A 26,148-nucleotide genomic window follows, 5' to 3' on the forward strand; every position below is an offset into this window, starting at 1 on the left:
ATTGGCAATAACCGTTCAAACAAAAAGAATCCCAAGGTGGACAATCTTTAGCGGTGTAGCATCTAATGTTTCTCCAACCTCCATTGATAGTTTTTTGTGCCGTCTTACTTAGTTTAGTACCTAAGTTTGAAATGTTTTTTAACATGATATAATATTTTATTAGATTAATAATTCTAAATATATATTATGTAAAACTCTTTAACCATTATTTTACCGTAAAATAAGTACGGTAAAACCGTAAAATTTGGCGTTATTAGAATTTATGATACACCCCGAAACTAATTGCTGGTGCTTGCGCAACATTTCTACCAGCAAAAGCTCCACCAAAAGCAATGTTTGCTCCAAAACTATTATTAATTTCTCCTATCAATTTTAATCCGAAGCCAGCATAACTTTGATTATTAACATACAAACCTGTATTTAAATTTTCTGATGGCAATGCTATATTTCCATTATCTAACGATGCAACACCATCTAAAAAACCGGCAACCCAAAGCCAATCTAATGTTTTGTAACCAATCTCTCCACCTAATTTATAATTACTACTATAATCGTTTGTACGAATATCAAAACCTGTAAAGGCTTGTATGTACCAATTATCAAAACCTCTACCTGCAATAAATAATGGTGTAAAACTCCATGCATCATAACCTGTTCGTAAACCACTTAACGTATCATAATTACCGGTATTAGCTTCAACATTTAATTGTCCTGTTAACAACCATTTTTTGTTATTGAAGTTATGTTTTATTCCAAATTGAACGTTCCCTAATGAATTATTACTTGTTGATGAAGTTGCATTTGAAGATGTTAACTTAAACGGGACGTTTAAAAGTAAAGTTGTATTATCTGAAATACCGTATTCAGTATATAATTGCAGTGTGTTATCTGACACTTTCTTACCTAAGTTTATTTCTGGGTCTCCAAAAAGTTTATCATAATTAGAAATCGTTGTGTATGATAATTGCACATAAGTTTGGTTCTTCTTTTTTGTCCACGGGCTTTGAGAAAAAAGATTAAAAGAAATAAATAATAGTAATAAAGTAGCTAGTTTATTCATCTGAAAAATAGTTATTAATAAAGTTAAAAATGGAATTTTAACTGTTTAGTAGCTAAAAATAAATAAATCTTACAGAAACCTTTAACTAAAATTTACTTTTAAATATAGTATTTTTATAAACTGATATGGAGAATTTTAGCAAAGTAGAAAAAAAGTTACAACTGTTTAGTAAAAAATACTACACAAATGAATTGATAAAAGGTGTTATTTTATTTATTTCATTAGGTGTCTTATACTTGTTTTTTACCTTATTTATAGAATATTTTTTATGGCTTAAGCCTACTGCCCGAACTTTATTGTTTTGGTTGTTTGTGGTTGTTGAAATGCTTTTATTTTTCAGGTTTATTTGTTTTCCTATTTTTAAAATTATAGGCTTACAAAGAGGGATTTCTTTTGAAGAGTCTTCTAAAATTATTGGAAATCATTTTCCAGAGGTAAAGGATAAGCTTTTAAATGTATTACAACTAAAGGAAAATAATAATCAATCTGATTTATTATTAGCTAGTATAGAACAAAAATCGAATGAAATTCAGCCGATATTATTTAACAAAGCAGTTAATTTTAACAGCAATATTAAATATTTAAAATATGCGTTGATTCCCGTTTTTATTTGGGCATTATCATTTATAACCGGAACGACTCACAAACTATCTGCAAGTTTTAATCGTGTAGTAAATCATTCTGTTGCTTATAAAGCTCCTGCACCTTTTTATTTCAATTTAACATCTACAGATTTAACCGTTATTAAAGGAAAAGATATTACGGTTTATATTCAAACAACGGGAGAAATTATTCCTGAGAGTGCAAAAATTCATTTTAATAAGCAACAATATTTTTTAAAAAACGAAGGTAATGGTTTGTTTTCATATTCATTTATTGAAGTACAAGAGCCTATTAATTTTTACGCTAGTGCAAACGGCATAGAATCTATATCCTTTAATTTAGCTGTTATAAAAACACCTTCTATCCAAAATATTTCATTGAATTTGAAATATCCTAACTATACTAAAAAGAAAAATGAGACTATAAATAATACTGGAAACTTAAATGTTCCACAAGGAACAATTGTAGAATGGCTTGTTAAAACCACTGAAACAGATACTGTTAATTTACTATTAAATGATAAACGTTTTAATTTTATTAAAAATAAATTTAACGAGTTTCAATTTAGTAAACAAATTAAAAAAAATATTAACTATCAAATAACTACTACTAATAGTAATTTGAAAGACTTCGAACAGCTACAGTTTTCTATAGCCGTTATTAATGATGAGCAGCCTTTAATTAATGTAAATTCTAATATTGATAGTATTTCTAGAGGTAATGCTCAATTTGTTGGTCAGATTTCTGATGATTATGGAATTAAAAAATTAGAGCTGATTTACTATGATAAAAATAATAATGAGGCATTCAATTTAAAGAAGATTGAAATAAATAAAAACAATATTCAAACTTTTTTCTATGAGTTTCCTGGTGATATAGATCTTAAAAAAGGCGTTGATTATGAACTATATTTTCAAGTATTTGATAACGATGCTGTAAATGGAAATAAAAAAACGAAGAGTCAAAAATTTTCTTATCGACAGAAAACAACCAACGAGATGGAGAAGGAGCTTTTACAAGAACAGCGTAACTACATCGATAACTTAGAAAACTCGTTAAATAAGCAAGAGAGAAGTAAAAAAGAATTGGAAAAAATTCAGTTTGAATTACAAAACAAGAAGAATGTTAATTGGAATGATCAGAAAAAAATTAAGAATTTAATAAAAAGACAAGACCAGTATAAGCAAATGATGCAACGTCAGACTGAAAATTTGCAAAACAATTTTACTGAAAAGAAAGAGAAAAGCGAAAGCTTACAAGAGAAAAAAGAAGAATTAAAAAAGCGAATAGAAGAACTTAAAAAGTTAGATAAGCAACAAAAAATATTAGATGAACTAAAAAAATTAGCTGAAAAACTTAACAGGGAGGACTTAATAAAAAAGACAAAAGAATTAGCTGAGCAAAACAAACAACAAGAGCGAAGTTTAGAACGTATATTAGAAATGACTAAGCGTTTTTATGTTGAGCAGAAAATGCAAAAAATAGCGGATAATTTAAAGGAGTTGTCAAAAAAACAAGATGAATTATCTAAAAAGGAGGCTACAAAAGAAGAACAAAAGGTAATAAATAAAGAATTTAAGGAAGCAAAAAAAGAACTTAGTGAGTTAAAAAAAGATAATGAAAAATTAAAATCTCCAATGGAAATACCTTCTATGGAAAAATTATCTGATGAAGCTCAAAAAGAACTTAATAAAGCTGATGAAAATTTAGAACAAAAAAAACAATCTGAATCAAAAGAAAATCAGAAAAAAGCAGCGAACAAAATGCAAGAGATGAGTCAGAAAATGCAAGACTCGATGCAAGAAATGAGTGCGGATATGGAAGAAAAAAACATGGAAGGTTTACGTCAGGTACTAGAAAACTTAATTACATTTTCTTTTGATCAAGAAGCGTTAATGAATGTATTCTCATCTACAAGTTCTTCACATCCAAACTTTGGAAAAAACCTACAAAAGCAATATTTACTAAAAAGTTATTTTGAACATATAGACGATAGCTTATTTGTTTTATCAATGAAAAATCCTAAAATATCATCTAAAATACAAGATCAACTTTCATTAGCACATTACAATTTAAGTGAATCTTTAGAAAACTTTGCCGATAATAAATTTCAAAACGGAATAACAAATCAACGTTATATAATGACGTCAGCAAACACTCTAGCTGATATGTTAAGTAATACGCTAGATGCTATGAAAAACCCAAAGCCTGGTAGTGGAAAAGGTAAGGGAAAAGGGAAATCCTTTAGTTTGCCAGATATTATCAAAAAGCAAAGTGACTTAATGAAGAAGATGCAAGAGGGTATGCAGAAGAAAGAAGGTGGAAAACCTAAAGATGGAAAAGACGGAAAAAAAGGTGGGGGAAAAGGAAAAAAAGAAGGTGAGAGCGGAGAACAAGGAGAAGGTTTAAATGGTGAGTTATATGAAATATATAAACAACAATCGGAATTAAGACAGCAATTAGAAGATGCCATTGGTCAAGGTAAAAGTGGTAACGGTAAAGCTAAAAAAGCTCTTAAGGAAATGGAGCAGTTAGAAAATGATATTTTAGAAAAAGGTTTTACGCAACAAAGCATTAACAGAATGCAGCAATTAAACTATGAATTACTAAAATTAGAGAAGGCTACATTCGAACAAAATCGTGATAAAAAACGTAAATCAAATACCAATTTGCAAGAGTATAATAAAGAAAGGGCTAAGGAATTAAAGTTTAAGAAGTTGTTCTATAACCAAACAGAGATATTAAACAGACAATCATTACCTTTGCGCCCTGATTATAAAAAGAAGGTTCAAGAGTATTTTAACCTTTCTAAAAACAACAAGTAATAGATTTAAATTATTTTTATTACAACATAAATTAAAGAATGATTGTATTTAATTACGAAACCGAATTTAAATTAGAAAATGAAGAAAAAACTTCTAAGTGGATTCAGAACTGTATAGACAAAGAAGAATTTGAATTAGGAGAAATCAACTATGTGTTTTGTGATGACACCTATTTACATAAAATGAATGTTGAGTTTTTACAACACGATACTTTAACCGACATCATTAGTTTCGATTATACATTAGGTAAGTTAGTAGGAGGAGACATCTTTATTTCTATCGAACGAGTAAAAGAAAATGCAAAAGAGTTTAATGTTTTATTTGAAAATGAATTGCATCGAGTTATTATACATGGTGTTTTACATTACATGAAATATAAGGATAAAACCGAGGCTGAAAAACAAATAATGCGTACTAAAGAAAACGATTCTTTAAAAACTTTAAACGAAAACTAAAATCGTTCCACGTGGAACAGCATATAAAAATGAGTTTATTTAATACAACATACGATGTAATTGTAGTAGGTGGTGGACACGCTGGTAGTGAAGCAGCAGCAGCAAGTGCCAACATGGGTGCACATACATTATTAATAACAATGAATCTTCAGAATATAGCTCAAATGAGTTGTAATCCGGCAATGGGTGGTATTGCTAAAGGACAAATAGTTCGCGAAATTGATGCTTTAGGTGGTTACAGTGCTATTGTAACCGACAAGACTGCTATTCAGTTTAAGATGCTTAATAAATCGAAAGGACCTGCAATGTGGAGTCCGAGAGCACAATCAGACAGAATGCAATTTGCAGAGTGTTGGAGAAATATGTTAGAGAAAACTGATAATTTAGATTTTTATCAAGACTCTGTTAACGGATTAATTTTTGATGACAACAAAATTGTTGGCGTAAAAACAGCTTTAGGATTAGAAATAAAAGCAAAGACTGTTATTATTACTGCTGGTACTTTTTTAAATGGATTGATTCATATTGGTGAAAAAACATTTGGTGGTGGTAGAGCAGGTGAAGGAGCTTCTACAGGAATAACAGAAGATTTAGTTGCTAAAGGATTTGAATCTGGGAGAATGAAAACAGGAACCCCACCAAGAGTTGATGCTCGATCTTTAGATTTTTCTAAAATGGAAGAACAACCTGGTGATGAAAATCCAGAGAAGTTTTCTTATTTACCAATTACCGAAAAACTTGTAGAACAACGCTCTTGTTATTTAACACATACAAATACTAAAGTACACGATGTTCTTCGTGCAGGTTTTGATCGTTCGCCAATGTTTAATGGTAGAATTAAATCTACTGGACCACGATATTGTCCTTCAGTAGAAGATAAGATTGATCGTTTTGCAGATAAAGATCGTCATCAAGTTTTTGTTGAACCAGAAGGATGGAATACTGTTGAAATTTATGTAAACGGATTCTCAACTTCTATGCCTGAAGATATACAAGACGAAGCAATTCGTCATATTCCAGGATTTAAAAATGTAAAATTCTTACGTTTTGGATATGCAATTGAATATGATTTCTTTCAGCCAACACAATTAAAACATAGTTTAGAAACTAAGTTAATCGAGAATTTATTCTTCGCAGGTCAAATAAACGGAACAACAGGTTATGAAGAAGCAGCTGCACAAGGTTTAATGGCTGGAGTAAATGCTGCATTAAAAACTCAGAATAAAGAACCTTTTATTCTAAAAAGAAGTGAAGCTTATATTGGTGTTTTAATTGATGACTTAATTACCAAAGGAACAGAAGAACCATATAGAATGTTTACTTCTCGTGCTGAATACAGAACATTATTAAGACAAGATAATGCCGATTTAAGATTAACTCCAATTGGTCATAAATTAGGATTAGCTTCTGATGAAAGATTAGAAAGAGTACTAGAAAAGAAAGAGAAGACTGATAAATTAATTCACTTTATTACAAACTTAAGTGTAAAGAAAGAAGATATAAATCCGATTTTAGAAGCTAAAGGATTGTCGGTTGTTAATCAAACAATGAAATTAATAAAGATAGCAACACGTCCTCAATTAAACTTAAAAGATTTTTATAGTATTGAAAAATTATACAATTATATATGTGATAATAAAATGAAAGACGATGTTATAGAGCAAACAGAAATTCATTTGAAATATTCAGGATATATTGATAAAGAAAAAAGTAATGCTGACAAACTAAATAGATTAGAAAATGTAGTCATTCCATCTAATTTCGATTATAGTAAAGTGCATTCATTATCTATTGAAGCAAAAGAGAAGTTGAATAAAATACAGCCTTCATCTATATCACAAGCAAGTAGAATAAGTGGAGTATCACCAAGTGATATTTCTATACTTTTAGTTTATATGGGTAGATAATAAGATTAACTTAATAGTAAAAAGAAAAACGTTCCATGTGGAACGTTTTTCTTTTTTACGTAATATTGCAATATGATTACAACATGTTCCACATGGAACATCATAAAAAAGAAAGAAATTGGATATTGAAAAAGCACTTTATAAAAATTTAACTCCGTTATTAAACTGTATAGATTATACTGTTTCTGATGAGAGTTACGAAGTAATGTATAATAAGGAATATGATATGCTTGTTACTTCACCTGTACCGGTGAATTTAGAAAGTTATTATGCAAGCGATTCATACATTTCTCATACCGATAGTAAGAAAACAATTTTTGACAGCGTATATCAATTAGTAAAAAACCATACCTTAAATCAGAAACTCAAATTAATAAATTCTTTTAATACAAAAGATAAAACAATTTTAGATGTAGGTGCGGGGACAGGTGATTTTTTAAAAGTTTGTAATAATAATAATTGGCAAGTTAATGGAATAGAACCTTCTGAAAAAGCAAGAAAGTTTGCAGAACAAAAAAACATTAAACTTAAAAATGATATTTCTGAATATGAAGGAAAACAATTTGATGTAATTTCACTTTGGCATGTTTTAGAACATGTACCAAATTTAATAGAATATACGCATCAATTAAAAAAATTACTAAAACCAAATGGTGTTTTAATAATTGCAGTTCCTAATTTTAAAAGTTATGATGCCAACCGTTATAAAGAATTTTGGGCAGCTTATGATGTTCCGAGACATTTATGGCATTTTTCTAAAACGTCTATAAAAAAATTATTTTCTGATATTGAAATGAACGTAGAAAAAATACTACCGATGAAGTTTGATGCTTTTTATGTTTCGCTTTTATCAGAAAAATACAAATCAAAAAAATCCAGACCAATTCATGCTTTTCTTAATGGTTTAAGATCAAATTTAAAAGCAAAAGGAAATGGAGAGTATTCTTCCTTGATTTACATCATAAAAAACAGTTAAAACGATTTTTAATACCATTTAAATCCGTTTTTAACTACACAATATACGATTACATTACTTAATATAAAAAACCTCTTAAAGTAGTCATTTTAAGAGGTTTTTTATAAGTAAAAATTATATTAAAATTAAATATAATAATTAAAATTTATTGTAGTCCGAATACTATTGAAGCAGCAAATACACTATTTTTAGGATTGTTAACATTATTTTCTGAACTATCAAAAACTCCGTTAAGTCCGAAACCATATCTTGCGTTTAAAAAAACGTTTTCTGATATTTTAAACCCTAAACCAAAATCTAAAGAATAATCTAATTTATTAAAAAGATCTTCATTATCAGAAAAATTTATAGCACCTACTTCTATTTCGTCATTTACTAAAAAACCTAATTTGTGGACCAGCTTCTAAATAAAATGAATCAGCTAAATAAAACTTTAACATAACAGGTATATTAATATAATCTAACTGCACTTAACCATCAATACCATTAGCTTCATTATTTACACCTTGTGAAGAATATAAAATTTCTGGCTGAATACTAAAACAATCTGTAACTTTAAATTCATTTTAAAAAACCGATATGAAATGAAGTTCTAATACTTTCTGATTCTACTTCATCTTCAAATGATTTATCAAAATTTGTAAGGTTAGATAAATTTAAACCGACTTTAATTCCAAATTTTTGGGCTTGAGTTGTGACTGTTATAATTAAAGCTAGTAATGCTAATTTAATTTTCATAGTAAGTAATTTATAGCAACTATAAACAAAGCATTAGCTTTAAAAAAATAAACATTAACTCATAGATTTTTTTAGCTATTTAATAAATACATACCAGCGATAGTAATTATAAAATAAATTGCTAATGTCATTGCACCAGCATAATCTTTTGCTAAACGTTGTCCTATTAAAAGAAAAATTAAAGATAATGCCGAAATTTGTACTCCTAATGAAGCTAAGGCCGTATCACCAGTAGTTATTAAATTAAATACTCCGATAAACATAAAAGCACCCGCAATTAATTCCATTACCAAAATGATAACTAATAATAGTGGTACCATATTTTTAAAAGGTGAATTTTTAAAATGCTCTTTAATAAAAGATACGTTACCATTCCAATCAGTAACTTTATCAATACCCGATTGTAAGAAAGTAACTATTAAGAAAAGTAGAATTAAAATTTCTGTTGCATTTTGTTGAATAAGTTCCATAAAATTAGTTTTTAGCAAATATAACTTTAAAAACAAAAATTGTAACGTTTTATAAAAATAGCGTCAAATAAATAAAGTAGATAATATTGTATCTTTAACAAAAAACTAACTATTTAAAAATTAAAAACTATGCCTATTTATTATTATCCAATTATATTTATTGGTCTTATATTATTATTTGCTTCATTTTTTACGGTAAAACAACAAACAGCCGCAATTATTGAACGTTTTGGAAGATTTCACAGCATACGTCAATCTGGTTTACATTTAAAAATTCCAATGGTAGATAGAATTTCAGGGAAATTAAGTTTAAAAATTCAGCAATTAGATGTTATTATTGAAACAAAAACATTAGATAATGTATTTGTTAAACTAAAAGTTTCTGTTCAATATAAAGTAATAAAAGAAAAAGTAGAAGATGCTTTTTATAAATTAGATTATCCACATGATCAGATTACTTCTTATGTATTTGATGTTGTTCGTGCAGAGGTTCCTAAAATGATATTAGATGATGTTTTTTTAAAGAAAGATGATATTGCTATTGCCGTAAAATCAGAATTAAACGAAGCAATGATGACCTATGGTTATGATATTATTAAAACCTTAGTAACAGATATTGATCCTGATGCGCAAGTAAAAGAAGCTATGAATAGAATTAATGCTGCGGATAGAGAAAAAACTGCTGCACAATATGAAGGAGATGCACAACGTATTTTAATTGTAGAAAGAGCAAAAGCTGAAGCTGAGAGTAAACGTTTACAAGGACAAGGAATTGCAGATCAAAGAAGAGAAATTGCACGTGGTTTAGAAGAATCTGTAGAGGTATTGAATAAAGTGGGTATTAATAGCCAAGAAGCATCTGCTTTAATTGTGGTAACTCAGCATTATGATACTTTACAAGCAATAGGGCAACAAACAAATAGTAATTTAATTTTATTACCAAATTCTCCTCAAGCAGGAAGCCAAATGTTAAACGATATGGTAGCTAGCTTTACAGCAAGTAACCAAATAGGTGAAGCAATGAAAAATCCGAAGCCTAAAAAACTTAAGTAAATAAAAAAAGCTCAATTTGTTTTACACAAATTGAGCTTTTATATTTATTGTAAAGAAATTATTAACTATTTCGTATCTTCTACTTTATTTTCTTCATCGCTTTCATCTTCTTTAGTCGCAGATTTAAATTCTTTAATACCTGTTCCTAAACCTCTCATTAATTCTGGTATTTTTTTACCACCAAACATTAATAATACTAAAGCAACTACGATGGCTATTTGCCATGGTCCTATCATTCCTAAAAATATAGTAAGTGAAATCATTTGTTCTAATTTTTAATCTTACAAAGATACTAAATTAACTTCTCTGTTCAATTACTCCACCAATTACTTTTTTATCTTTAAAAACTTCCGGAGTTCCTTTATAAAAAATAGAACCACCAAAAGAAACTTTAGCATCTAAAGTTTCGCCAGCTTGCACTTCTACTTTCGATCCCGATCCTGCACGAACATAATTTAAATCACTTACCATTAATTTGTATCCATGGTAAATTCCTCCTAAGTTTGCTTCTACAGTTTGATTCTTTGTTATACCAGAAAGCTTAATAACAGCACCTGAGACACTTTTTACCTTAAGATGCTTAACATCTACAACCATATTAATAAAAGCGCCTTCTTGGGCTTTTATTTCAATTTTCGATTGCTGAATTTTTTTACCTGTAATGGTAGCACCTTCATTGGCATCAATAGTTTCTAACAACGATACATAATAAAGCGTAATTTTTACTTTACCATCTGCCGTTGTTTCCGGGAAACTTAAAGAAACTTTTAAGGTATTATTTTTATTTCTAATACTTACTTTTTCAGCTTTTTCTCCAGTAATAATAATTTTATTCTCATCAGATTTAACCAATTCTAAATTAATACCATTATATACTTTTACAGTGGAGAATTCAACCAATTTCTTGGTAATTGTTGTTTGTGCTAATGCAAAAAAAGGCATCAGAAACAAACATAAAAATGCTATTTTTTTCATCTTAAATTTTCGTTAGTTATTTAAATATAGCCAATAATCATACCAATACTATAAAGACAAATATTATAATTTATTGTGACAATAATAAAAACTTAATGTGATATTAAATAAAAATCTAAATGTTTACGTTCTAAATCGGTGTTTTTAACTTTAACAACAACTTTATCTCCTAGTTGAATTATATTTTTAGAAGATTGCCCTACAATAGCATATTGCTTTTCATCAAAAATATAGTAATCATCTTTTATATCTCTAATTCTAACCATTCCTTCACATTTGTTAGCAGTAATTTCTACATATATTCCCCATTCGGTAACACCAGAAATTACACCTTCAAATTCTTCATCTTGATGGTCTTTCATGTATTTGATCTGCATATATTTTATGCTAGATCGTTCTGCTTTTGCAGCCATTTCTTCCATTTGTGAAGAATGTTTACATTTTACTTCATATTCATCAGATTTTGGAGAAGTTCCACCATCTAAATAATGTTGTAATAAACGATGTGTCATTACATCTGGATACCTTCTAATTGGTGAGGTAAAATGTGAGTAATAATCGAAAGCTAAACCATAATGCCCAATATTTTGAGTAGTATAAGCAGCTTTACTCATAGAACGGATTGCTAAAGTTTCTACCATATTAGCTTCTCCTTTTCCTTGAACATCAGCTAATAACTTATTTAAAGATTGCGATGTTTTCTCTTTAGTTTCTGTATCAATTTTATAACCAAATTTATTAATAATATTCTGTAAAGAAGCTAATTTATCAATATTTGGTTCATCGTGTGTACGGTAAATAAATGTATTTTTTGTTTCTTTTCCTTTAGAAAAACCAATGAATTCAGCTACTTTTCGGTTTGCTAATAACATAAATTCTTCAATTAATTTATTAGCATCTTTAGATTCTTTAAAGAAAACACCTATTGGGTTTGCTTTTTCATCTAAATCAAACTTTACTTCAACTCTATCAAATGATATTGCGCCAGCTTTCATACGTTTTTTTCGTAATTTTTTAGCTAATTCATCAAGTTTTAAAGTAGCTTCTACAATTTCTGGAGTAACCTGGTACTCTTTATCAATAATTGATATATCAAGCGGCATTGTATACGGCTCAACGGTATCAGAAAGTGTACAATTTTCTATAATTGATTGTGCTTCTTCATATGCAAAACGTTGATCTGAATAAGTAACTGTTCTACCAAACCATTGATTTACAATTTGTGTTTTTTCGTTCATCTCAAAAACCGCCGAAAACGTTAATTTTTCTTCATTTGGTCGTAAAGAACAAACTCCGTTACTTAACATTTCTGGTAACATTGGTACTACTCTATCTACCAAATAAACTGATGTTGCACGATCATACGCTTCATCATCTAAAATAGTTTTTGGTTGTAAATAATGAGAAACATCAGCAATGTGAATTCCTATTTCGTAATTACCATTTTCTAATTTTTTAAATGACAATGCATCATCAAAATCTTTTGCATCCTTCGGATCTATTGTAAAGGTTAAATCTTTACGCATATCACGACGTTTAGCAATTTCAGCTTCCGTAATTTCTATTGGTAAATTTTCTGCTTCTTTTTCTACCGCTTCATCGAATTCGTATGGTAAACCATACTCTAATAAAATAGAGTGTATTTCAGTTTCATGTTCACCAGGTTTACCTAAAACTTGCGTAATTTTTCCAAAAGGATTTTTAGAATTTTCTGGCCAATCCGTCATTTGTACAACCACTTTATCGCCATCTTCTGCACCGTTTATTTTATTCTGAGCAATAAATAAATCTGCAGACATTTTTTGACTGTCTGGTATTACAAATCCGAAGTTTTTATTCATTTGTAAAACACCAACAAACTCCGTTTTTTTACGTTCAATAATTTCTACTACTTCAGCTTCGTATTTATTAGATCTACGTTTTTGATAAACGTATGCCTTAACGGTATCTTGATGTAGTCCTTTTCCTAAATTTATTGACGGAATAAATATATCGTTCTCAAAATCATCCGACATAAAATATCCATTTCCATTAGATGTTAAATCTAACGTACCAATATGATATTTACGATCTTCATTAATTTTATATTTACCTCTATCAATTTCTTTAATTTTTTGATTTCCGGTAAGCTCTGCTAATTTTTTTAAGACTTGCGTTTTACCATCAGTATCTGAAATTCCCATTTTAGCAGATATTTGCTTATGGTTATATGTTTTTGAATTGTCTTCGTTTAAAATTTTAAATATATTTCTGGTTAAGTCTTTTATTACTCTACCTTTTTTCTTATATACTTTTTTCTTTCTAGTCATTAATCTTCTTCTTATTTTATTGTGACCAAAGTACAAATAAATTAAATTTTGCTTATTAAATAAGTGTTACTAATCTATTTAATACTCGGTGTAATTATTTGTGATAAATTCTTGTTTTAAAATTGCAAATTAATTTTGAAGGAAAATAACTATCTGAAAGTAGTATAGAAACTAAGCAATTCTTAAATAAAAAAATATCGATTTTTATTATGCTTTAAAGTGTAATCTATAAACAAAACTGAATTGGTACCCACTGCTATTCAATTAGGTTATAAAAACACTATTTCCGTTTGTGGAGATGATATATTACTTAATGTAATAAAACGGAATTATGATGCAAAGATATGGAAAAACTTCTAATATAAAAGTTAATGTAATTTCTTTAAGTGTAGAAAACAATTGTATTAAGCTTTATACTACACTAACTAATATTGATTATAACTAAATCTACCTTGTTTAAAATTTATTAAAAAGTTAAAAAAATCTTAATAAAAATGTAACATTTCTTAATTTTTTTCGTCTATATATTAAGAAGTTACGACTAATGAAAAACTTACGAAAAATAATAGGTTTATTTATATTCATATTTATTACAGGTATTATAGTTACTGCAATAAGTATTAATACTACTTTAAATGAAAAACCTACGATGGATTTAGTTAAGGCTAAAGACACAATTTACCTTATTAAAAAAGAGAGTAGAACAGTTTAATAAGTACTTTTTCTATTTTATTCTTATTTATCAACATCACTAGTTTTATATATTATTTTAAAAGAAATTTATTCTTTTAAATAAACACATCCTAAGTTTTAATATTTAAAGGTTATTAACATATATAATATTATATATAAAGAATTTTTAAAATTTAAAAAAAGAAATGATTGTTATTATAGTGTGTTAATATGTAGCATAAATAAATGATTAAATTTTTGTGAGTATCAGTTATTAAATAAAACCAACATGTTATTAGCTAAATAAAATGTTTAAAATCAACTAGAAAACATAGTTATTAACAAAACTTATAAACAACTATTCACTGTTAATTATGAATACTTAATTTCATTTACATTGTAAATAACAGGTTAATTTTATGTTGATAAATGTTTACTAGAAACTCATAAAAAAAGTTGTGTATGTAATAGTAGTTCTTGTATTGTAAAAAAAATGTAAAGAATCAAATAAACTTTTTAAAATATACCATTACTTCTTAACAATTAACTAATATCATTCAAGTACTTAATTTTTAAGCACTTATTAAGAATACTTAAAAAAGCAATGTTAATTACTGTTGATAACCATGAATAACTGTATTTTTGTAATAGACAACTAAATTAAAATCAACAAATTATGACAATTGCCATCGGAAATGACCATGCAGGTACCGAGTATAAATTCGAAATTATTTCTCTTTTAGAAGAATTAGGACATAAGGTTATTAATTTCGGAACTAATGATAATAATAGTATGGATTATCCTGATGCTATTCACCCAACAGCAGAAGCTGTAGAAACTGAACAAGCTGAAATGGGTATTATTTTATGCGGAAGTGGTAATGGTGCGCAAATGACCGCTAATAAACACCAAGGTGTTCGTGCTGCTTTATGTTGGAATAACGAATTGGTACAATTAACTCGTCAGCATAATAACGCAAATATTTTAACAATTCCGGCTCGTTTTATATCATTACAACAAGCATTGGGTTTTGTAAAGTTGTTTTTAAGTACAGAATTTGAAGGAGGACGTCACGCAGATAGAGTAAATAAAATAGCTAATAATTGTTAATGGATTTTAAAATAAAAAAATTTCAAGAATTAACAACTTCAGAACTGTATGAAATACTTCAATTACGTTCTGAAGTTTTTGTAGTAGAACAAGATTGTGTCTATCAAGATATTGATTTTAAAGACCAAAAAGCATTGCATGTTTTAGGTTTAAAAGATGATAAAATAATAGCGTACACTCGTTTGTTTGATAGTAAGCAATATTTTGATACGCCTAGTATTGGTAGAGTGGTTGTAAAAGGTACAGAACGTAAATTTGGTTTCGGGCACGATTTAATTAAAGCATCAATACAAGCTATTGTTAATAACTACCAAGAAAAATTAATTACAATTTCAGCACAAACTTATTTACAAAAATTCTACGAATCTCACGGATTCAAACAAGTAGGTGAAGGATATTTAGAAGACGGAATTCCGCATATTAAAATGGTGAGAGATTAATATAGTTTATCAACCTCTATTACCTCACCAGATTTCATATTATTTAAAAAAATAGTTCCAATACGAACTCTAACCAAACGTAATGTAGGGAAACCTACAGCCGAAGTCATTTTACGAACCTGTCTAAACTTTCCTTCTGTTAAAGTAATAGAAATCCAACTTGTTGGCCCGTGACGATCGTCACGAATTTTTTTTGATCTATCAGTAAAACCAGGTGTATCAATCATTGTAACTTTACAAGGTTTTGTTTGGTATTTTTTTCCATTAATACCAATTTCAACCCCATTTTTTAAAAGTTTAATTTCTGTGGTAGTTATTTGTCCGTTAACTTGTACGTAATACTCTTTTTCAACCTTTCCTCGGGTGGTAATAAAATCGCTTACTTTTCCATCTGTTGTAAGTAATAACAAGCCTTCAGATTTTGCATCTAAACGACCAATAGCCATTGTTTTTTCTGGAAAATCAAAATCTAAGGCTCCTAACATTTTTTTCTTTCTGTTCGTTTGATTATTAATAAACTGCGAAAGAAAACCATATGGTTTATGAATAATAAAGTGTTTGTGGTTTGTCAAAATAATTATTAAAATTTAATTCTATAACTTAGGTTTGGTGTAAATGCTAAGGAATAATTATTTATTCGTTTAACTTTATCATCTGAACCAATTACATAATATGAATTGATTATATTTTTTCTATTGGTTAGGTTGGTTATTCCAATTCTAATATTTGATTTTACTTTTTTTGAAATATTAAACGAATAACTGGTAGAAGCATCAAGTCTAAAAAAATTATTAAGCCTTTCAGAGTTCGGAGAATTATAATTAATAATGGTTTTACCTTCACTTTGAAGAGTTTCATTTCCTTCTACAGGTTTTGTATATGGTGTTCCTGAACGAAAAATACTACCAAAGGAAAAAAGAATAGTATTGGTTAAATTATAATTTAAAGAGGCATTTAATGAATGGGTAATATCTAAATTATTAGGAAATTTTTTAGGTGAGAAATTTTTAAAATTATAAGTATTATTAGAAAAAGTATAACTTATCCAACTACTAATTTTATTTGTTTTTTTATTAATAAGAAACTCTATTCCTTTACTATTAAAATCTCCAACCATATTAAATTTTTGAGTATTGTTATAAAAACTAAGATTGGCGGCCGATATATTTTGTATTTGTTTATAAAAACCGGTAATATCTATAAATAGCTTATTATGTGAGTACTCAGTACCTATTGAAATTTGTTTACTTTTTAAAATAGGTGTTTTGTTGTTATCAGATAAAACCCACCTCCTTTTTTCTATTCCTAAAAAATTATCTTGAAAATCAAATTTTTGTGATGTTGTTTGATGTTTTATTTCACTTTTTATTTTAAAAGAATATTTCAGCGAAATTTGTTGTCTAAAATTTATTCTAGGCTCAAAAACAAACGCATTAAATTTATAATAATAGTTAGATCTTGCACCTAATCGTAAATAGGTTGTATTTTTTTTGTATTCAATTTCAGAAAATAAGGAACTTGTAATAAGTACATTTTTTTCATTTTTTTTAAATGTAGGAGCATTTACTGTGGTATTATTTTTAATACCAGTTTCATTAAAAACAATACCATTAGTTATATAACTATTCTTAGTAAAATGATAAATAGTATTAAATTGTAATTGTGTTTCTAAAATATCATTTAATTGTGTTTGTAACTGATCGGAGTCTTTATTATAATCTAATGATTTTACTTGGTAATTAGAAAAAAAAGCTGAAAATGTAGAAGAAAAATTAGGGGTCCATTCTGACTTTAGTTTAATATTACCAGCAATACTTCTTTGTTTTAAGTTACTATCTTCAGTAATAGTATTTTCATTAGAAATATACTTTTCTTGATAATTTAGTTTGTTTTCAATACCTATTAAATTAACTCTTAATTGATGATTGTAATTAATATCGTATAAAGCTTTTAAAGTATAATCATAAAAATAAAACCTTGAATTTTTACTATTAGAAGTGTTTGAACTTATAGAATTTTCTTGAAAACTTCTTGAAAAGTAATTAGCAAATGTGGGGGTGTTTAAAAAATCGGTTAATGACCTTCTAGCAGAAAATTGAAGGCTAAAATTATTAGTTATAGGTGTGTTTAAAAAAAGATCGGTATTTAATAAATTAAAACCAAAACCACCAGAAAAAACATTTTTTACAATATCGTTGGTTTCCATATTAATAGTACTAGAAACTCCATTTGTATACTTGCTAGAGGTTCCGTTTTTTACTACAGTTACTTTTTTTGTTATATGGGGATTATAAGAAGATATTAACCCAAAAAAATGGCCAGAATGATACATTTTAATACCATCCCAAATGATTAAATTTTGATCATGACTACCTCCTCTAACATTTATATTTGCCACACTTTCATTAACACTTTCTATACCCGGAAGCACTTTAACTGCCTTTAATACATCAGGTTCTGTTAATCCAGGTAAAATTCCAAACTCTTTAGGGTTTAAAATAGTACTTCCATCTATATTTTTACGAAAACCAGTGGTTAGTAATTTACTTATAGAAACTTCGTTTAACTCTTCTATTTTTTCATTTAAATAAATATTTTTACATGGTATCGTATTAAATAAGTCTACAGCTTTAAAAACCATTTTGGTATAGCCAATGTACGATATGGTAATAGTAGAATTAACAGGTATATCTTGCATAGTAAAGTTACCGTCATCATCTGAAAAAGCCCCGCTATTTAAAGAATCAATTTTTATAGAAGCCAGTGGGAGTGGTTTATAGGTGATAATATCTAATACTTTACCACAAATAGTTATGGTTTTATGAACTAAAGAAATGGTAATAAATCTTTTATCAAAAGATTTAAAATTAAGATATGTATTTTTATTTAAGTAATTAAGTGTTTGATCAAATGAAAGTGATTTTTTTGGTGCTATTAAATTTATATTTTTAATAAGCTCATCTGAATAAGCAAAACGTACTTGATATTTTTCTTCTAAACCCTTTAAAATTTCTTTTAAAGATTTACTCTCAGTATTTTCTTGTGCTAAGAAAGTAAAAGAGGAAAAAAATAAAAATAAAAATAAAAACCTTTTATTGATCATTCTTAGAAATAATTACTTTTTTACCCTTTACGTTATATTTTAATTGAAGTGGAATAGTGATTGTTTGTAAAGCCTCTTCTATATTAGAATGTGTAAAACCACCTGTATATAGTTTAGTACTATCTATATTATTCAGTTGAATTTCATAACCATATTGATTTTGTAATTCGTCAAATACATATAGTAAAGGGGTACTTATAAAATTTGATTCTTTTTGTAACCAGCTTTTATTTGTAATATCAAACACGTTTATAGAATCTATACTACCATTTATGACCTTAAATTGTTGGCCTTTCATTAATTTTAAAACAGTATTATTGTAAGATACTTGTACCGTTCCTTCATAACACTTTACTTCAAAAAAGCTTTTTCTTTCTTTAACGTTAAATTGTGTACCCAAAACAGTAATAATTCCCTTATCGGTTTTTACATTAAATTTTTCACCCTTTTCTACCTTAAAATAAGCTTCACCATCTAGCTTTAAATTTCTTTTAGTAGCCCATTCTTTTTTTGAAAAGGAAAGTTTTGAATTTGAATTTAATATTACTTCTGAATTATCGGGCAATGAAAACACTTGGCTTTCAGCATACGAAGTTGTGTAAGTAGTTGCTGTATTAAAAAATAAAAAATACGATGTAGTAAGTAAAAAAATAACAGACGCTGCAAATTTAAATACATTTCTAGCGTATAATGGAATTGTTTTTATTACCTTTTTAGTAGTATTTCGTTTACTTATAAAATGAGCATGGGCCTCATCAATATTTATTTTTGGCAGGTCGATGTGTGAAGAATAATGAGCAATTTTTTCAACATTTTTAAATGCCGCAGTTTTTTTTAAATGTGAGAGCTCTTCATTTGTAATTTCACCATTAAACCATTTTAATATGTAATTTTCGTTATTCATTATGTAACTTAGTTATCTTCTAGACAATAAAATTTTAATTTACCCTACCTTAAAGTATGTTTATTTTTTGTCTTAATTTTTTTAATGCTGAAGACATTCTTTTTTCTACTGCTTTCTGAGAAATATTTAATAATTCTGCTATTTCTCTATATTTTTTACCATCTATTCTATTTAATAAAAAAACTTCTCGTTCAGCATTGGTAAGATCTTCAATAGCTTTTTGTAATTTTATTTTAAATTCTTCTTCTTCTAATAAGTACTCAGGATTTTGATTTGTAATATCTTTATAAGGAGTATTTTCAGCATATTTTATCACTACTTTTTCATGTTTTACTTTATTAAGAAAAAGATGATTAACACTTGTAAATAGGTAAGATTTAGCTTTTTCGTATGAAATCTCAGCACATCTTTCCCACATTTTTAAAAATGCCTCCTGAACCAAATCTAACGAAACATCTTTATTACCAGACTTGTAAAATGAAAAATTATTAATAAACTGAATATTGGTACGATAAAAATCATTAAAATCATTTTCGTTGCATAAAGATTTTTCAGTCATGATTAACTAGGGATAAAATTAATATTGAAAAAAAATTAAAAACAAAGGTAGGGTAAAATGCTTTATAGTTTTCTTAAGTACAGAAAGCGCTTAAAAAAATAAAAAACTTTTTAAATTTATTAAAAATGAAAACAATTAAATTAATTACTGCACTTTTTTTAACAATAATATTAGGTTTTACTTCATGTCAATCAGAAGAAATGACAGAAGTTGGTGAAAATCCAAATGCAAATTCATCAACATCAGAAACTGCTAAAAATTACGAAAGAACCTCAAAAAATGATGGATCCGAAGATGATTTTTTAGATGACAACTCTTGTACTAAAATATTATTTCCAGTAACTACTATTGTAAATGGCGAAGAAATAACTCTTGTGAGTGATTTAGATTATGCACAGGTACTTTCGGTTATGAGTAAGTATAATAATGATGATGATACTGTAGTTTTCCAATTTCCGATAAAGGTTAGATTAAGTAATTATACAGAAGTAACAGTTGTGTCTCAAGCTAATTTAGATGCTTTAAGAGCTGAATGTGAAAGCGTACAAAACCAAGCAGAAGAAGCAGTTTCTTGTATAAATATTAACTTTCCAATTACCATGTTTACATACAATGTAAATTTTGAAAAAACAGGAACTGTAATTCTTCAATCTGAAAAACAATTATTTACATTTATGAATGGTTTAAATTCTGACGAATTATTTTCAGTTAATTATCCTTTTAATGCTGTTTTAAGTGATGGTACAGTAGTACAAATAGGGAGTGATATAGAATTTAAAGAAGCCATAGCTACATGTTCATCTTATGAAGAAGAAGAAGAGCAAGCAGAAGAAACTTCAGATGAAGTAGAAGCTATTGTAAGTACTTCAAAATTTAAAGTAGAAAGCTATGTGAAAGCAGGTATAGAAACAGCTAATGAATATGCTGATTATACCATTGAATTTACAAATAATTTACAGCTAATAGCTAGAAATACAATTAATACAACTACTCAGAATATTGAAGGAACTTATTCTTTTAGTTCAGAATTAGAAGTATTTTTAAATATATTCTTTTCTGGTAATACAACGTTTAGCGCTTTAAATAATGATTGGATAATTTCTACTTATAGTAATACCTTTATAGTATTAAAAAGTAAAACAGATGCTTCAGTAACTTTAAAATTTGTAAAAATTTAATATTTATTGTAAATAGTACACTATAACAACCATATAATTTAATGTGGTTGTTATACTTTAAAAAATAATTTTGATGAATTATAATATTTTAAAAACCTTTGTTGTTATAGGTGTCTTTTTAGCATCTTGTTCTTCTTCTAACGAAGAGAATTTAATGGATGAATATGATAACGTATCAAATAGAAAGGTAGTAGGAGCATCAGCAAACGATCTTTTATCAGAAAAAAATTACCAAAGTATGGTAATAGAAATAGCTTACGTTAAAGATTTTAAACCAACAAATAACGCTATTAATTTGATACAAGATTTTGTAAAAAAAAGAACCTTTAAGACAGATGGAATAACAATTGTATTTAAAGAGTTACCTCGGTTAAATAAACAAATTTTTACTATCACAGATATTAAAGAAATTGAAAAATCATATAGAACAATATACACCAAAGATAATACAATAGCTATATGGATGCTGTTTGTTAACGGCTCATCAGAAAATAACGAAAATGTATTAGGAACAGCATATTTAAATACCTCTTTTGTTATTTTTGAAGAGAGAATTCAAGACTTAACGAATAGTACATTTGCATCAGAAAGATCACTATTAGAAGCAACAGTAGTAGCACATGAGTTTGGTCATATTTTAGGATTAACAAATTTAGGATCTTCAATGCAGCAAAACCATGAAGATGTAGAACATAAAAAGCATTGTAATAATAAAGAGTGTTTAATGTATTGGTCGGTAGAAACAGAAGAAGGAATATCTAAATTACTTTCAAGTGGAGAAATTCCGAATTTAGATAATAATTGTATCTTAGATCTTCAAGCAAATGGAGGAAAATAATAACTTAATAATTAATAGGATGAAAAAAATAATAGTAGCACTAGCTTTTTTAATAACCGTAACATTAAGTGCACAAGAAGTGAATAAACCAGAATCAAATGCAGGTATTAAAGGAGGTTATAACCTTTCTGCAGTAAGTTTTGATGGTAATTCTAAAACAGAAAATCTCCATGGTTTTCATGTAGGGTTTTATGGGGAATCATTTATTGGATCAAATACCTCTTTTCAAGTAGAAATTTTATATTCTCAGCAAGGGTATAAAAGCATAGATAGTAGAGGTACTTATACACAAGAATTAGACTACATTAATTTACCTTTAATGTTTAAAGTATATCCAGTTAAACAAATGTTTTTAGAAATAGGACCACAAATAGGATTTTCAATTTCTCATAAAGAAACTTTTAATAACGGATTTATATTTTCTGGCTCTTCAAAGGAATTTGAACCTAATAACTTTGACTGGGGATTAAATTTTGGAGGTGGTTTTAAAAGTGAGAGCGGTGTAAGTATTGGTGCTAGATACCACTTAGGTTTTAACGATATAAATGATGAAGACAAGCCAAAAAATAGAGTATGGCAATTTTACATAGGATTTGATTTTTAAAAAGAAAAAACAGAAGGCGATATTTTTAAAATATCGCCTTTACTATTATTAATACTATATATTTTTCATTAAAAACAACTACTTTTTCATAACTTAGCAGTTCTTATTTTTAATATAATTAGCACGATTTATGGCAGCAGATAAAGAAAAAGAAGCGAAACTAAAAGCATTGCAACTTACGCTTGATAAGTTAGATAAAACTTATGGAAAAGGGGCGGTGATGAAGTTAGGAGATAGTCAGGTAGAAGATATTGAAGCAATTTCATCAGGGTCTTTAGGACTAGATTTAGCTTTAGGTGTAGGAGGATATCCTCGAGGAAGAGTTATCGAAATTTATGGACCAGAATCATCAGGTAAAACAACCTTAACATTACATGCAATTGCAGAGGCGCAAAAAGCAGGAGGAATAGCAGCTTTTATTGATGCAGAACATGCTTTTGATCGTTTTTATGCGGAAAGCTTAGGAATTGATACCGATAATTTAATAATTTCTCAACCAGATCATGGTGAACAAGCATTAGAAATTGCTGATAATTTAATCCGCTCAGGAGCTATTGATATTGTAGTAATTGATTCTGTTGCAGCTTTAACACCAAAATCTGAGATTGAAGGTGAAATGGGAGATTCTAAAATGGGATTACATGCCCGTTTAATGTCTCAGGCATTACGTAAATTAACAGGTACTATTAGTAAAACGAAATGTACTGTTATATTTATTAACCAATTACGTGAAAAAATTGGAGTAATGTTTGGTAACCCAGAAACAACAACAGGTGGTAATGCATTAAAATTTTATGCATCTGTTCGTTTAGATATTCGTCGTAGAACACAAATTAAAGATGGCGATAGAGTTATTGGTAACAGTACCAAAGTAAAAGTAGTAAAGAATAAAGTGGCTCCACCATTTCAAATTGCAGAATTTGATATAATGTATGGTAAAGGAATCTCAAAAGTTGGTGAGGTTTTAGATATTGGTGTTGAGTACGGAATTATAAAGAAAAGTGGTTCATGGTTTAGCTATGGAGACACAAAATTAGGTCAGGGTAGAGATGCTGTTAAAAGCCTAATTAAAGATAATCCTGAATTAATGGACGAGCTTGAGGGTAAAATAAAAGAAGCTATTGAAAACCAGGAATAAACATTAAATTAAAAACAATACACTAAAAGCTATTGATTTATCAATAGCTTTTTTTATGTAATTAAAAGAAAATATTATTAATAACGAAAAGATGGTATATTTTTAAGTATATTTTATTTTTATAATGATAAACATCACAGAAAACATACAGTTAAAAGAAATTTTGAATACTGATACGGAAGTTCTTTTTACATTAATGAAAGAAATTTATCCACCAGCATACAGTCATTTTTGGAAAGATGCTGGAGATTGGTATGTAAATACTCAATACTCTAAAGAAAAGTTAAGTTTAGAACTTTTAGACGTGAATTCTCAGAATTATTTGGTGTTATTTAAAAATGAAATAATAGGTAATTTCAGAATTATTTGGGACGAGCAACTAGCTGGTTTTGTTGATAAAAAATGTGTAAAATTGCACCGCATTTATTTACATCCAAAAACACAAGGAAACGGAATTGGTAAAAAATTATTGAATTGGTTAGAAACTCAAGCCATTAAAAAACAATATGATCTTATTTGGTTAGATGCTATGGATAAGCAACCACAAGCTTTCGAATTTTATAAAAAACAAGGATACGAATATCATTCACATTGTTTTTTAGACTTTGAATTATTATACGATAAGGTCCGTAAAATGAGCCAACTTTATAAAAAGTTAACTTAAACCCCAGTACTACCAAAACCACCCGTACCACGCTCTGTTTCATTTAAAACAGTAGTTTCTTTCCAATTTACACGTTCGTGTTTTGCAATTACTAATTGCGCAATACGCTCGCCATCATTCACAATAAATTCTTCGTTAGATAGATTTACTAAAATAACACCAATTTCACCACGATAATCTGCATCAACTGTTCCAGGAGAATTTAATACAGTAATTCCTTTTTTAGCAGCCAATCCACTTCTTGGTCTTACTTGTGCTTCAAAACCAACAGGTAAAGCAATAAATAAACCAGTTTTTATAATCGCTCTTTCTAAAGGTTTTAGAACTACAGCTTCATTTAAATTAGCACGTAAATCCATTCCGGCAGAACCTTCGGTTTCATATGCCGGAGTTTGGTGTTTCGATTTGTTTATTATTTGTACATTCATGATATTTGGTTTTTCAAAATTCAAATATAATACCCTTAAGTTTTAGAAGAAGCGTATAGATTTATTAATTTAGCATACTAAACAAACTACGATATGAGTAAGCAAACTAAAATAGCAGTTTTAGGTGGAGGAAGTTGGGCTACTGCCATTGTAAAAATGTTATCTGAAAATCTTGAAAACATTGGTTGGTATATGCGAAGCGTATATGCTATCGAACATATAAAGCGTAACAAACATAATCCTAGTTATTTAAGCTCTGCAGAGTTACATCCAGAGCAGTTAGATTTGTCTGACGATATGAATTATATTGTTGATAATTATGATGTGCTTATTTTTGCCATTCCTTCAGCCTTTGTAAATACCGAATTAGAAAAATTAACGGCCTCATTAGAAGGTAAAACCATTTTTTCGGCAATTAAAGGAATTGTACCAGAAACAGGCTTAATTATTGGCGAACATTTTCATCAGAAATTTAATATTCCGTTCGAAAATATTGGTGTTCTTACTGGTCCATGCCATGCAGAAGAAGTAGCGATGGAGCGTTTATCGTATTTAACTTTAGCATGTCAAGATGCTGAAAAAGCAAAAGATTTAAGTAAATATATTGCAGGACGTTATATAAAAACTAAAATTTCTGATGATATTATTGGTACAGAATATGCAGCTATGTTAAAAAATATTTACGCTATTGCTGCCGGAATTTCTCATGGTTTAGGATACGGAGATAATTTTCAAGCAGTATTAATGAGTAATGGAATTCGTGAAATGAAACGATTCATTAAAAAGATTCATAAAATGAAACGCAATATTAATAATTCGGCTTATTTAGGTGATTTATTAGTTACAGGATATTCTGTTTTTAGTAGAAATAGAATGTTTGGTAATATGATTGGTAAAGGATATACTGTAAAATCTGCCCAAATGGAAATGAGCATGGTTGCCGAAGGATATTATGCTGCAAAAAGTGCTTATGAAATCAATCAAAAAAATGGCGCAAAAACTCCTATTATCGATGCTGTTTATAACGTATTATACGATAAAAAAGAAGCGAAAGATGAGTTTTTAAAGTTAACAAATAGATTAGATTAGTTGTTTGCATTTGCACAAATAATCCTTCTTAATAAAAAGAAGTCTACCC

At 28.1% G+C, this 26,148-nt stretch carries 26 protein-coding genes; 14 read left to right on the top strand and 12 right to left on the bottom strand.

Going from position 1 to position 26,148, the window contains the following annotated elements; genetic code table 11:
- Positions 1 to 253 precede the first annotated feature (253 nt).
- Entirely contained in the window at positions 254 to 1,060 is an 807-nt protein-coding gene (locus ACQ629_RS08205) for a hypothetical protein (RefSeq protein ID WP_483703970.1), read from the bottom strand.
- Between the two features lie 125 nt (positions 1,061 to 1,185).
- Between ACQ629_RS08205 and ACQ629_RS08210 the strand changes: the two genes are divergently transcribed.
- The 4 genes from ACQ629_RS08210 (at position 1,186) to ACQ629_RS08225 (ending at position 7,826) form a co-directional block, all read left to right on the top strand.
- On the top strand, positions 1,186 to 4,488 hold the full coding sequence (locus ACQ629_RS08210) for a DUF4175 family protein (RefSeq protein ID WP_483703972.1): 3,303 nt from the start codon (positions 1,186 to 1,188) through the stop codon (positions 4,486 to 4,488).
- A gap of 38 nt (positions 4,489 to 4,526) precedes the next feature.
- Entirely contained in the window at positions 4,527 to 4,943 is a 417-nt protein-coding gene (gene ybeY / locus ACQ629_RS08215) for an rRNA maturation RNase YbeY (RefSeq protein WP_483703974.1), read from the top strand.
- Between the two features lie 29 nt (positions 4,944 to 4,972).
- On the top strand, positions 4,973 to 6,850 hold the full coding sequence (mnmG, locus tag ACQ629_RS08220) for a tRNA uridine-5-carboxymethylaminomethyl(34) synthesis enzyme MnmG (protein ID WP_483707180.1): 1,878 nt from the start codon (positions 4,973 to 4,975) through the stop codon (positions 6,848 to 6,850).
- Positions 6,851 to 6,968: 118 nt separating this feature from the next.
- Positions 6,969 to 7,826, top strand: coding sequence for a class I SAM-dependent methyltransferase (locus tag ACQ629_RS08225; protein ID WP_483703976.1), 858 nt, complete (start codon positions 6,969 to 6,971; stop codon positions 7,824 to 7,826).
- A gap of 145 nt (positions 7,827 to 7,971) precedes the next feature.
- On the opposite strand, the gene ACQ629_RS08230 is transcribed toward ACQ629_RS08225, so the two are convergent.
- From ACQ629_RS08230 to ACQ629_RS08240, 3 genes are all read right to left on the bottom strand, one after another.
- Positions 7,972 to 8,226, bottom strand: coding sequence for an outer membrane beta-barrel protein (locus ACQ629_RS08230; RefSeq protein WP_483707183.1), 255 nt, complete (start codon positions 8,224 to 8,226; stop codon positions 7,972 to 7,974).
- Between the two features lie 161 nt (positions 8,227 to 8,387).
- Entirely contained in the window at positions 8,388 to 8,564 is a 177-nt protein-coding gene (locus tag ACQ629_RS08235) for a hypothetical protein (RefSeq protein ID WP_483703978.1), read from the bottom strand.
- Positions 8,565 to 8,635: 71 nt separating this feature from the next.
- A complete protein-coding gene (locus ACQ629_RS08240) occupies positions 8,636 to 9,034 on the bottom strand; it encodes a DoxX family protein (RefSeq protein ID WP_483703980.1) in 399 nt (132 codons plus the stop codon).
- Between the two features lie 129 nt (positions 9,035 to 9,163).
- Between ACQ629_RS08240 and ACQ629_RS08245 the strand changes: the two genes are divergently transcribed.
- A complete protein-coding gene (locus tag ACQ629_RS08245; protein WP_483703982.1) occupies positions 9,164 to 10,087 on the top strand; it encodes an SPFH domain-containing protein in 924 nt (307 codons plus the stop codon).
- Positions 10,088 to 10,152: 65 nt separating this feature from the next.
- On the opposite strand, the gene tatA is transcribed toward ACQ629_RS08245, so the two are convergent.
- From tatA to rnr, 3 genes are all read right to left on the bottom strand, one after another.
- Complete coding sequence (tatA, locus tag ACQ629_RS08250; RefSeq protein ID WP_483703984.1) at positions 10,153 to 10,350, bottom strand: twin-arginine translocase TatA/TatE family subunit; 198 nt, start codon at positions 10,348 to 10,350, stop codon at positions 10,153 to 10,155.
- Between the two features lie 34 nt (positions 10,351 to 10,384).
- Positions 10,385 to 11,062, bottom strand: coding sequence for a head GIN domain-containing protein (locus tag ACQ629_RS08255; RefSeq protein WP_483703986.1), 678 nt, complete (start codon positions 11,060 to 11,062; stop codon positions 10,385 to 10,387).
- A gap of 92 nt (positions 11,063 to 11,154) precedes the next feature.
- On the bottom strand, positions 11,155 to 13,371 hold the full coding sequence (rnr, locus tag ACQ629_RS08260) for a ribonuclease R (RefSeq protein ID WP_483703988.1): 2,217 nt from the start codon (positions 13,369 to 13,371) through the stop codon (positions 11,155 to 11,157).
- A 544-nt stretch (positions 13,372 to 13,915) separates the two neighbouring features.
- Here rnr and ACQ629_RS08265 point away from each other — a divergent pair.
- The 3 genes from ACQ629_RS08265 (at position 13,916) to ACQ629_RS08275 (ending at position 15,594) form a co-directional block, all read left to right on the top strand.
- Positions 13,916 to 14,083, top strand: a complete 168-nt coding sequence (locus ACQ629_RS08265) for a hypothetical protein (RefSeq protein WP_483703990.1) — start codon at positions 13,916 to 13,918, stop codon at positions 14,081 to 14,083.
- Between the two features lie 636 nt (positions 14,084 to 14,719).
- Positions 14,720 to 15,154: a ribose 5-phosphate isomerase B gene (rpiB, locus tag ACQ629_RS08270; protein WP_483703992.1), complete on the top strand. Its 435-nt coding sequence runs from the start codon at positions 14,720 to 14,722 to the stop codon at positions 15,152 to 15,154.
- A complete protein-coding gene (locus tag ACQ629_RS08275) occupies positions 15,154 to 15,594 on the top strand; it encodes a GNAT family N-acetyltransferase (RefSeq protein ID WP_483703994.1) in 441 nt (146 codons plus the stop codon). Before rpiB ends, ACQ629_RS08275 begins: the two co-directional genes overlap by 1 nt.
- Here ACQ629_RS08275 and ACQ629_RS08280 read toward each other — a convergent pair.
- Genes ACQ629_RS08280 through ACQ629_RS08295 form a run of 4 tightly spaced genes read right to left on the bottom strand, consistent with a single transcriptional unit; the run spans position 15,591 to position 20,160 of the window.
- Positions 15,591 to 16,166, bottom strand: coding sequence for a pseudouridine synthase (locus ACQ629_RS08280; protein WP_483703996.1), 576 nt, complete (start codon positions 16,164 to 16,166; stop codon positions 15,591 to 15,593). The two genes, ACQ629_RS08275 and ACQ629_RS08280, sit on opposite strands and share 4 nt — an antisense overlap.
- Positions 16,167 to 16,174: 8 nt before the next feature.
- The gene (locus ACQ629_RS08285) at positions 16,175 to 18,697 is read right to left on the bottom strand and encodes a TonB-dependent receptor (RefSeq protein ID WP_483703998.1); all 2,523 of its coding nucleotides are present in this window, start codon (positions 18,695 to 18,697) and stop codon (positions 16,175 to 16,177) included.
- Positions 18,687 to 19,601 carry a FecR family protein gene (locus ACQ629_RS08290; RefSeq protein ID WP_483704000.1) on the bottom strand — a complete coding sequence of 305 codons (915 nt, stop codon included), beginning with the start codon at positions 19,599 to 19,601 and terminating at the stop codon, positions 18,687 to 18,689. The genes ACQ629_RS08285 and ACQ629_RS08290 overlap by 11 nt, the downstream gene beginning before the upstream one ends.
- A gap of 49 nt (positions 19,602 to 19,650) precedes the next feature.
- Positions 19,651 to 20,160 carry an RNA polymerase sigma factor gene (locus ACQ629_RS08295; RefSeq protein ID WP_483704002.1) on the bottom strand — a complete coding sequence of 170 codons (510 nt, stop codon included), beginning with the start codon at positions 20,158 to 20,160 and terminating at the stop codon, positions 19,651 to 19,653.
- A 125-nt stretch (positions 20,161 to 20,285) separates the two neighbouring features.
- On the opposite strand from ACQ629_RS08295, the gene ACQ629_RS08300 reads away from it, so the two are divergent.
- The 5 genes from ACQ629_RS08300 to ACQ629_RS08320 all read left to right on the top strand — a co-directional run bounded on the left by ACQ629_RS08300 (position 20,286) and on the right by ACQ629_RS08320 (position 24,582).
- Positions 20,286 to 21,338, top strand: a complete 1,053-nt coding sequence (locus ACQ629_RS08300; protein WP_483704004.1) for a hypothetical protein — start codon at positions 20,286 to 20,288, stop codon at positions 21,336 to 21,338.
- Between the two features lie 73 nt (positions 21,339 to 21,411).
- Positions 21,412 to 22,176 (top strand): membrane metalloprotease, encoded by a 765-nt coding sequence (locus ACQ629_RS08305; protein WP_483704006.1) that lies wholly within the window; start codon positions 21,412 to 21,414, stop codon positions 22,174 to 22,176.
- Between the two features lie 19 nt (positions 22,177 to 22,195).
- Positions 22,196 to 22,780, top strand: coding sequence for a porin family protein (locus ACQ629_RS08310; protein ID WP_483704008.1), 585 nt, complete (start codon positions 22,196 to 22,198; stop codon positions 22,778 to 22,780).
- Between the two features lie 130 nt (positions 22,781 to 22,910).
- On the top strand, positions 22,911 to 23,918 hold the full coding sequence (gene recA / locus ACQ629_RS08315) for a recombinase RecA (RefSeq protein WP_483704010.1): 1,008 nt from the start codon (positions 22,911 to 22,913) through the stop codon (positions 23,916 to 23,918).
- Positions 23,919 to 24,042: 124 nt separating this feature from the next.
- Complete coding sequence (locus tag ACQ629_RS08320; RefSeq protein ID WP_483704012.1) at positions 24,043 to 24,582, top strand: GNAT family N-acetyltransferase; 540 nt, start codon at positions 24,043 to 24,045, stop codon at positions 24,580 to 24,582.
- Here ACQ629_RS08320 and dut read toward each other — a convergent pair.
- Positions 24,579 to 25,010, bottom strand: a complete 432-nt coding sequence (dut, locus tag ACQ629_RS08325) for a dUTP diphosphatase (RefSeq protein ID WP_483704014.1) — start codon at positions 25,008 to 25,010, stop codon at positions 24,579 to 24,581. The two genes, ACQ629_RS08320 and dut, sit on opposite strands and share 4 nt — an antisense overlap.
- A 93-nt stretch (positions 25,011 to 25,103) precedes the next feature.
- Between dut and ACQ629_RS08330 the strand changes: the two genes are divergently transcribed.
- On the top strand, positions 25,104 to 26,099 hold the full coding sequence (locus tag ACQ629_RS08330) for an NAD(P)H-dependent glycerol-3-phosphate dehydrogenase (protein ID WP_483704016.1): 996 nt from the start codon (positions 25,104 to 25,106) through the stop codon (positions 26,097 to 26,099).
- The last annotated feature ends 49 nt before the right edge of the window (positions 26,100 to 26,148 follow it).

Source organism: Tenacibaculum sp. SM2510 (genome assembly GCF_057002845.1).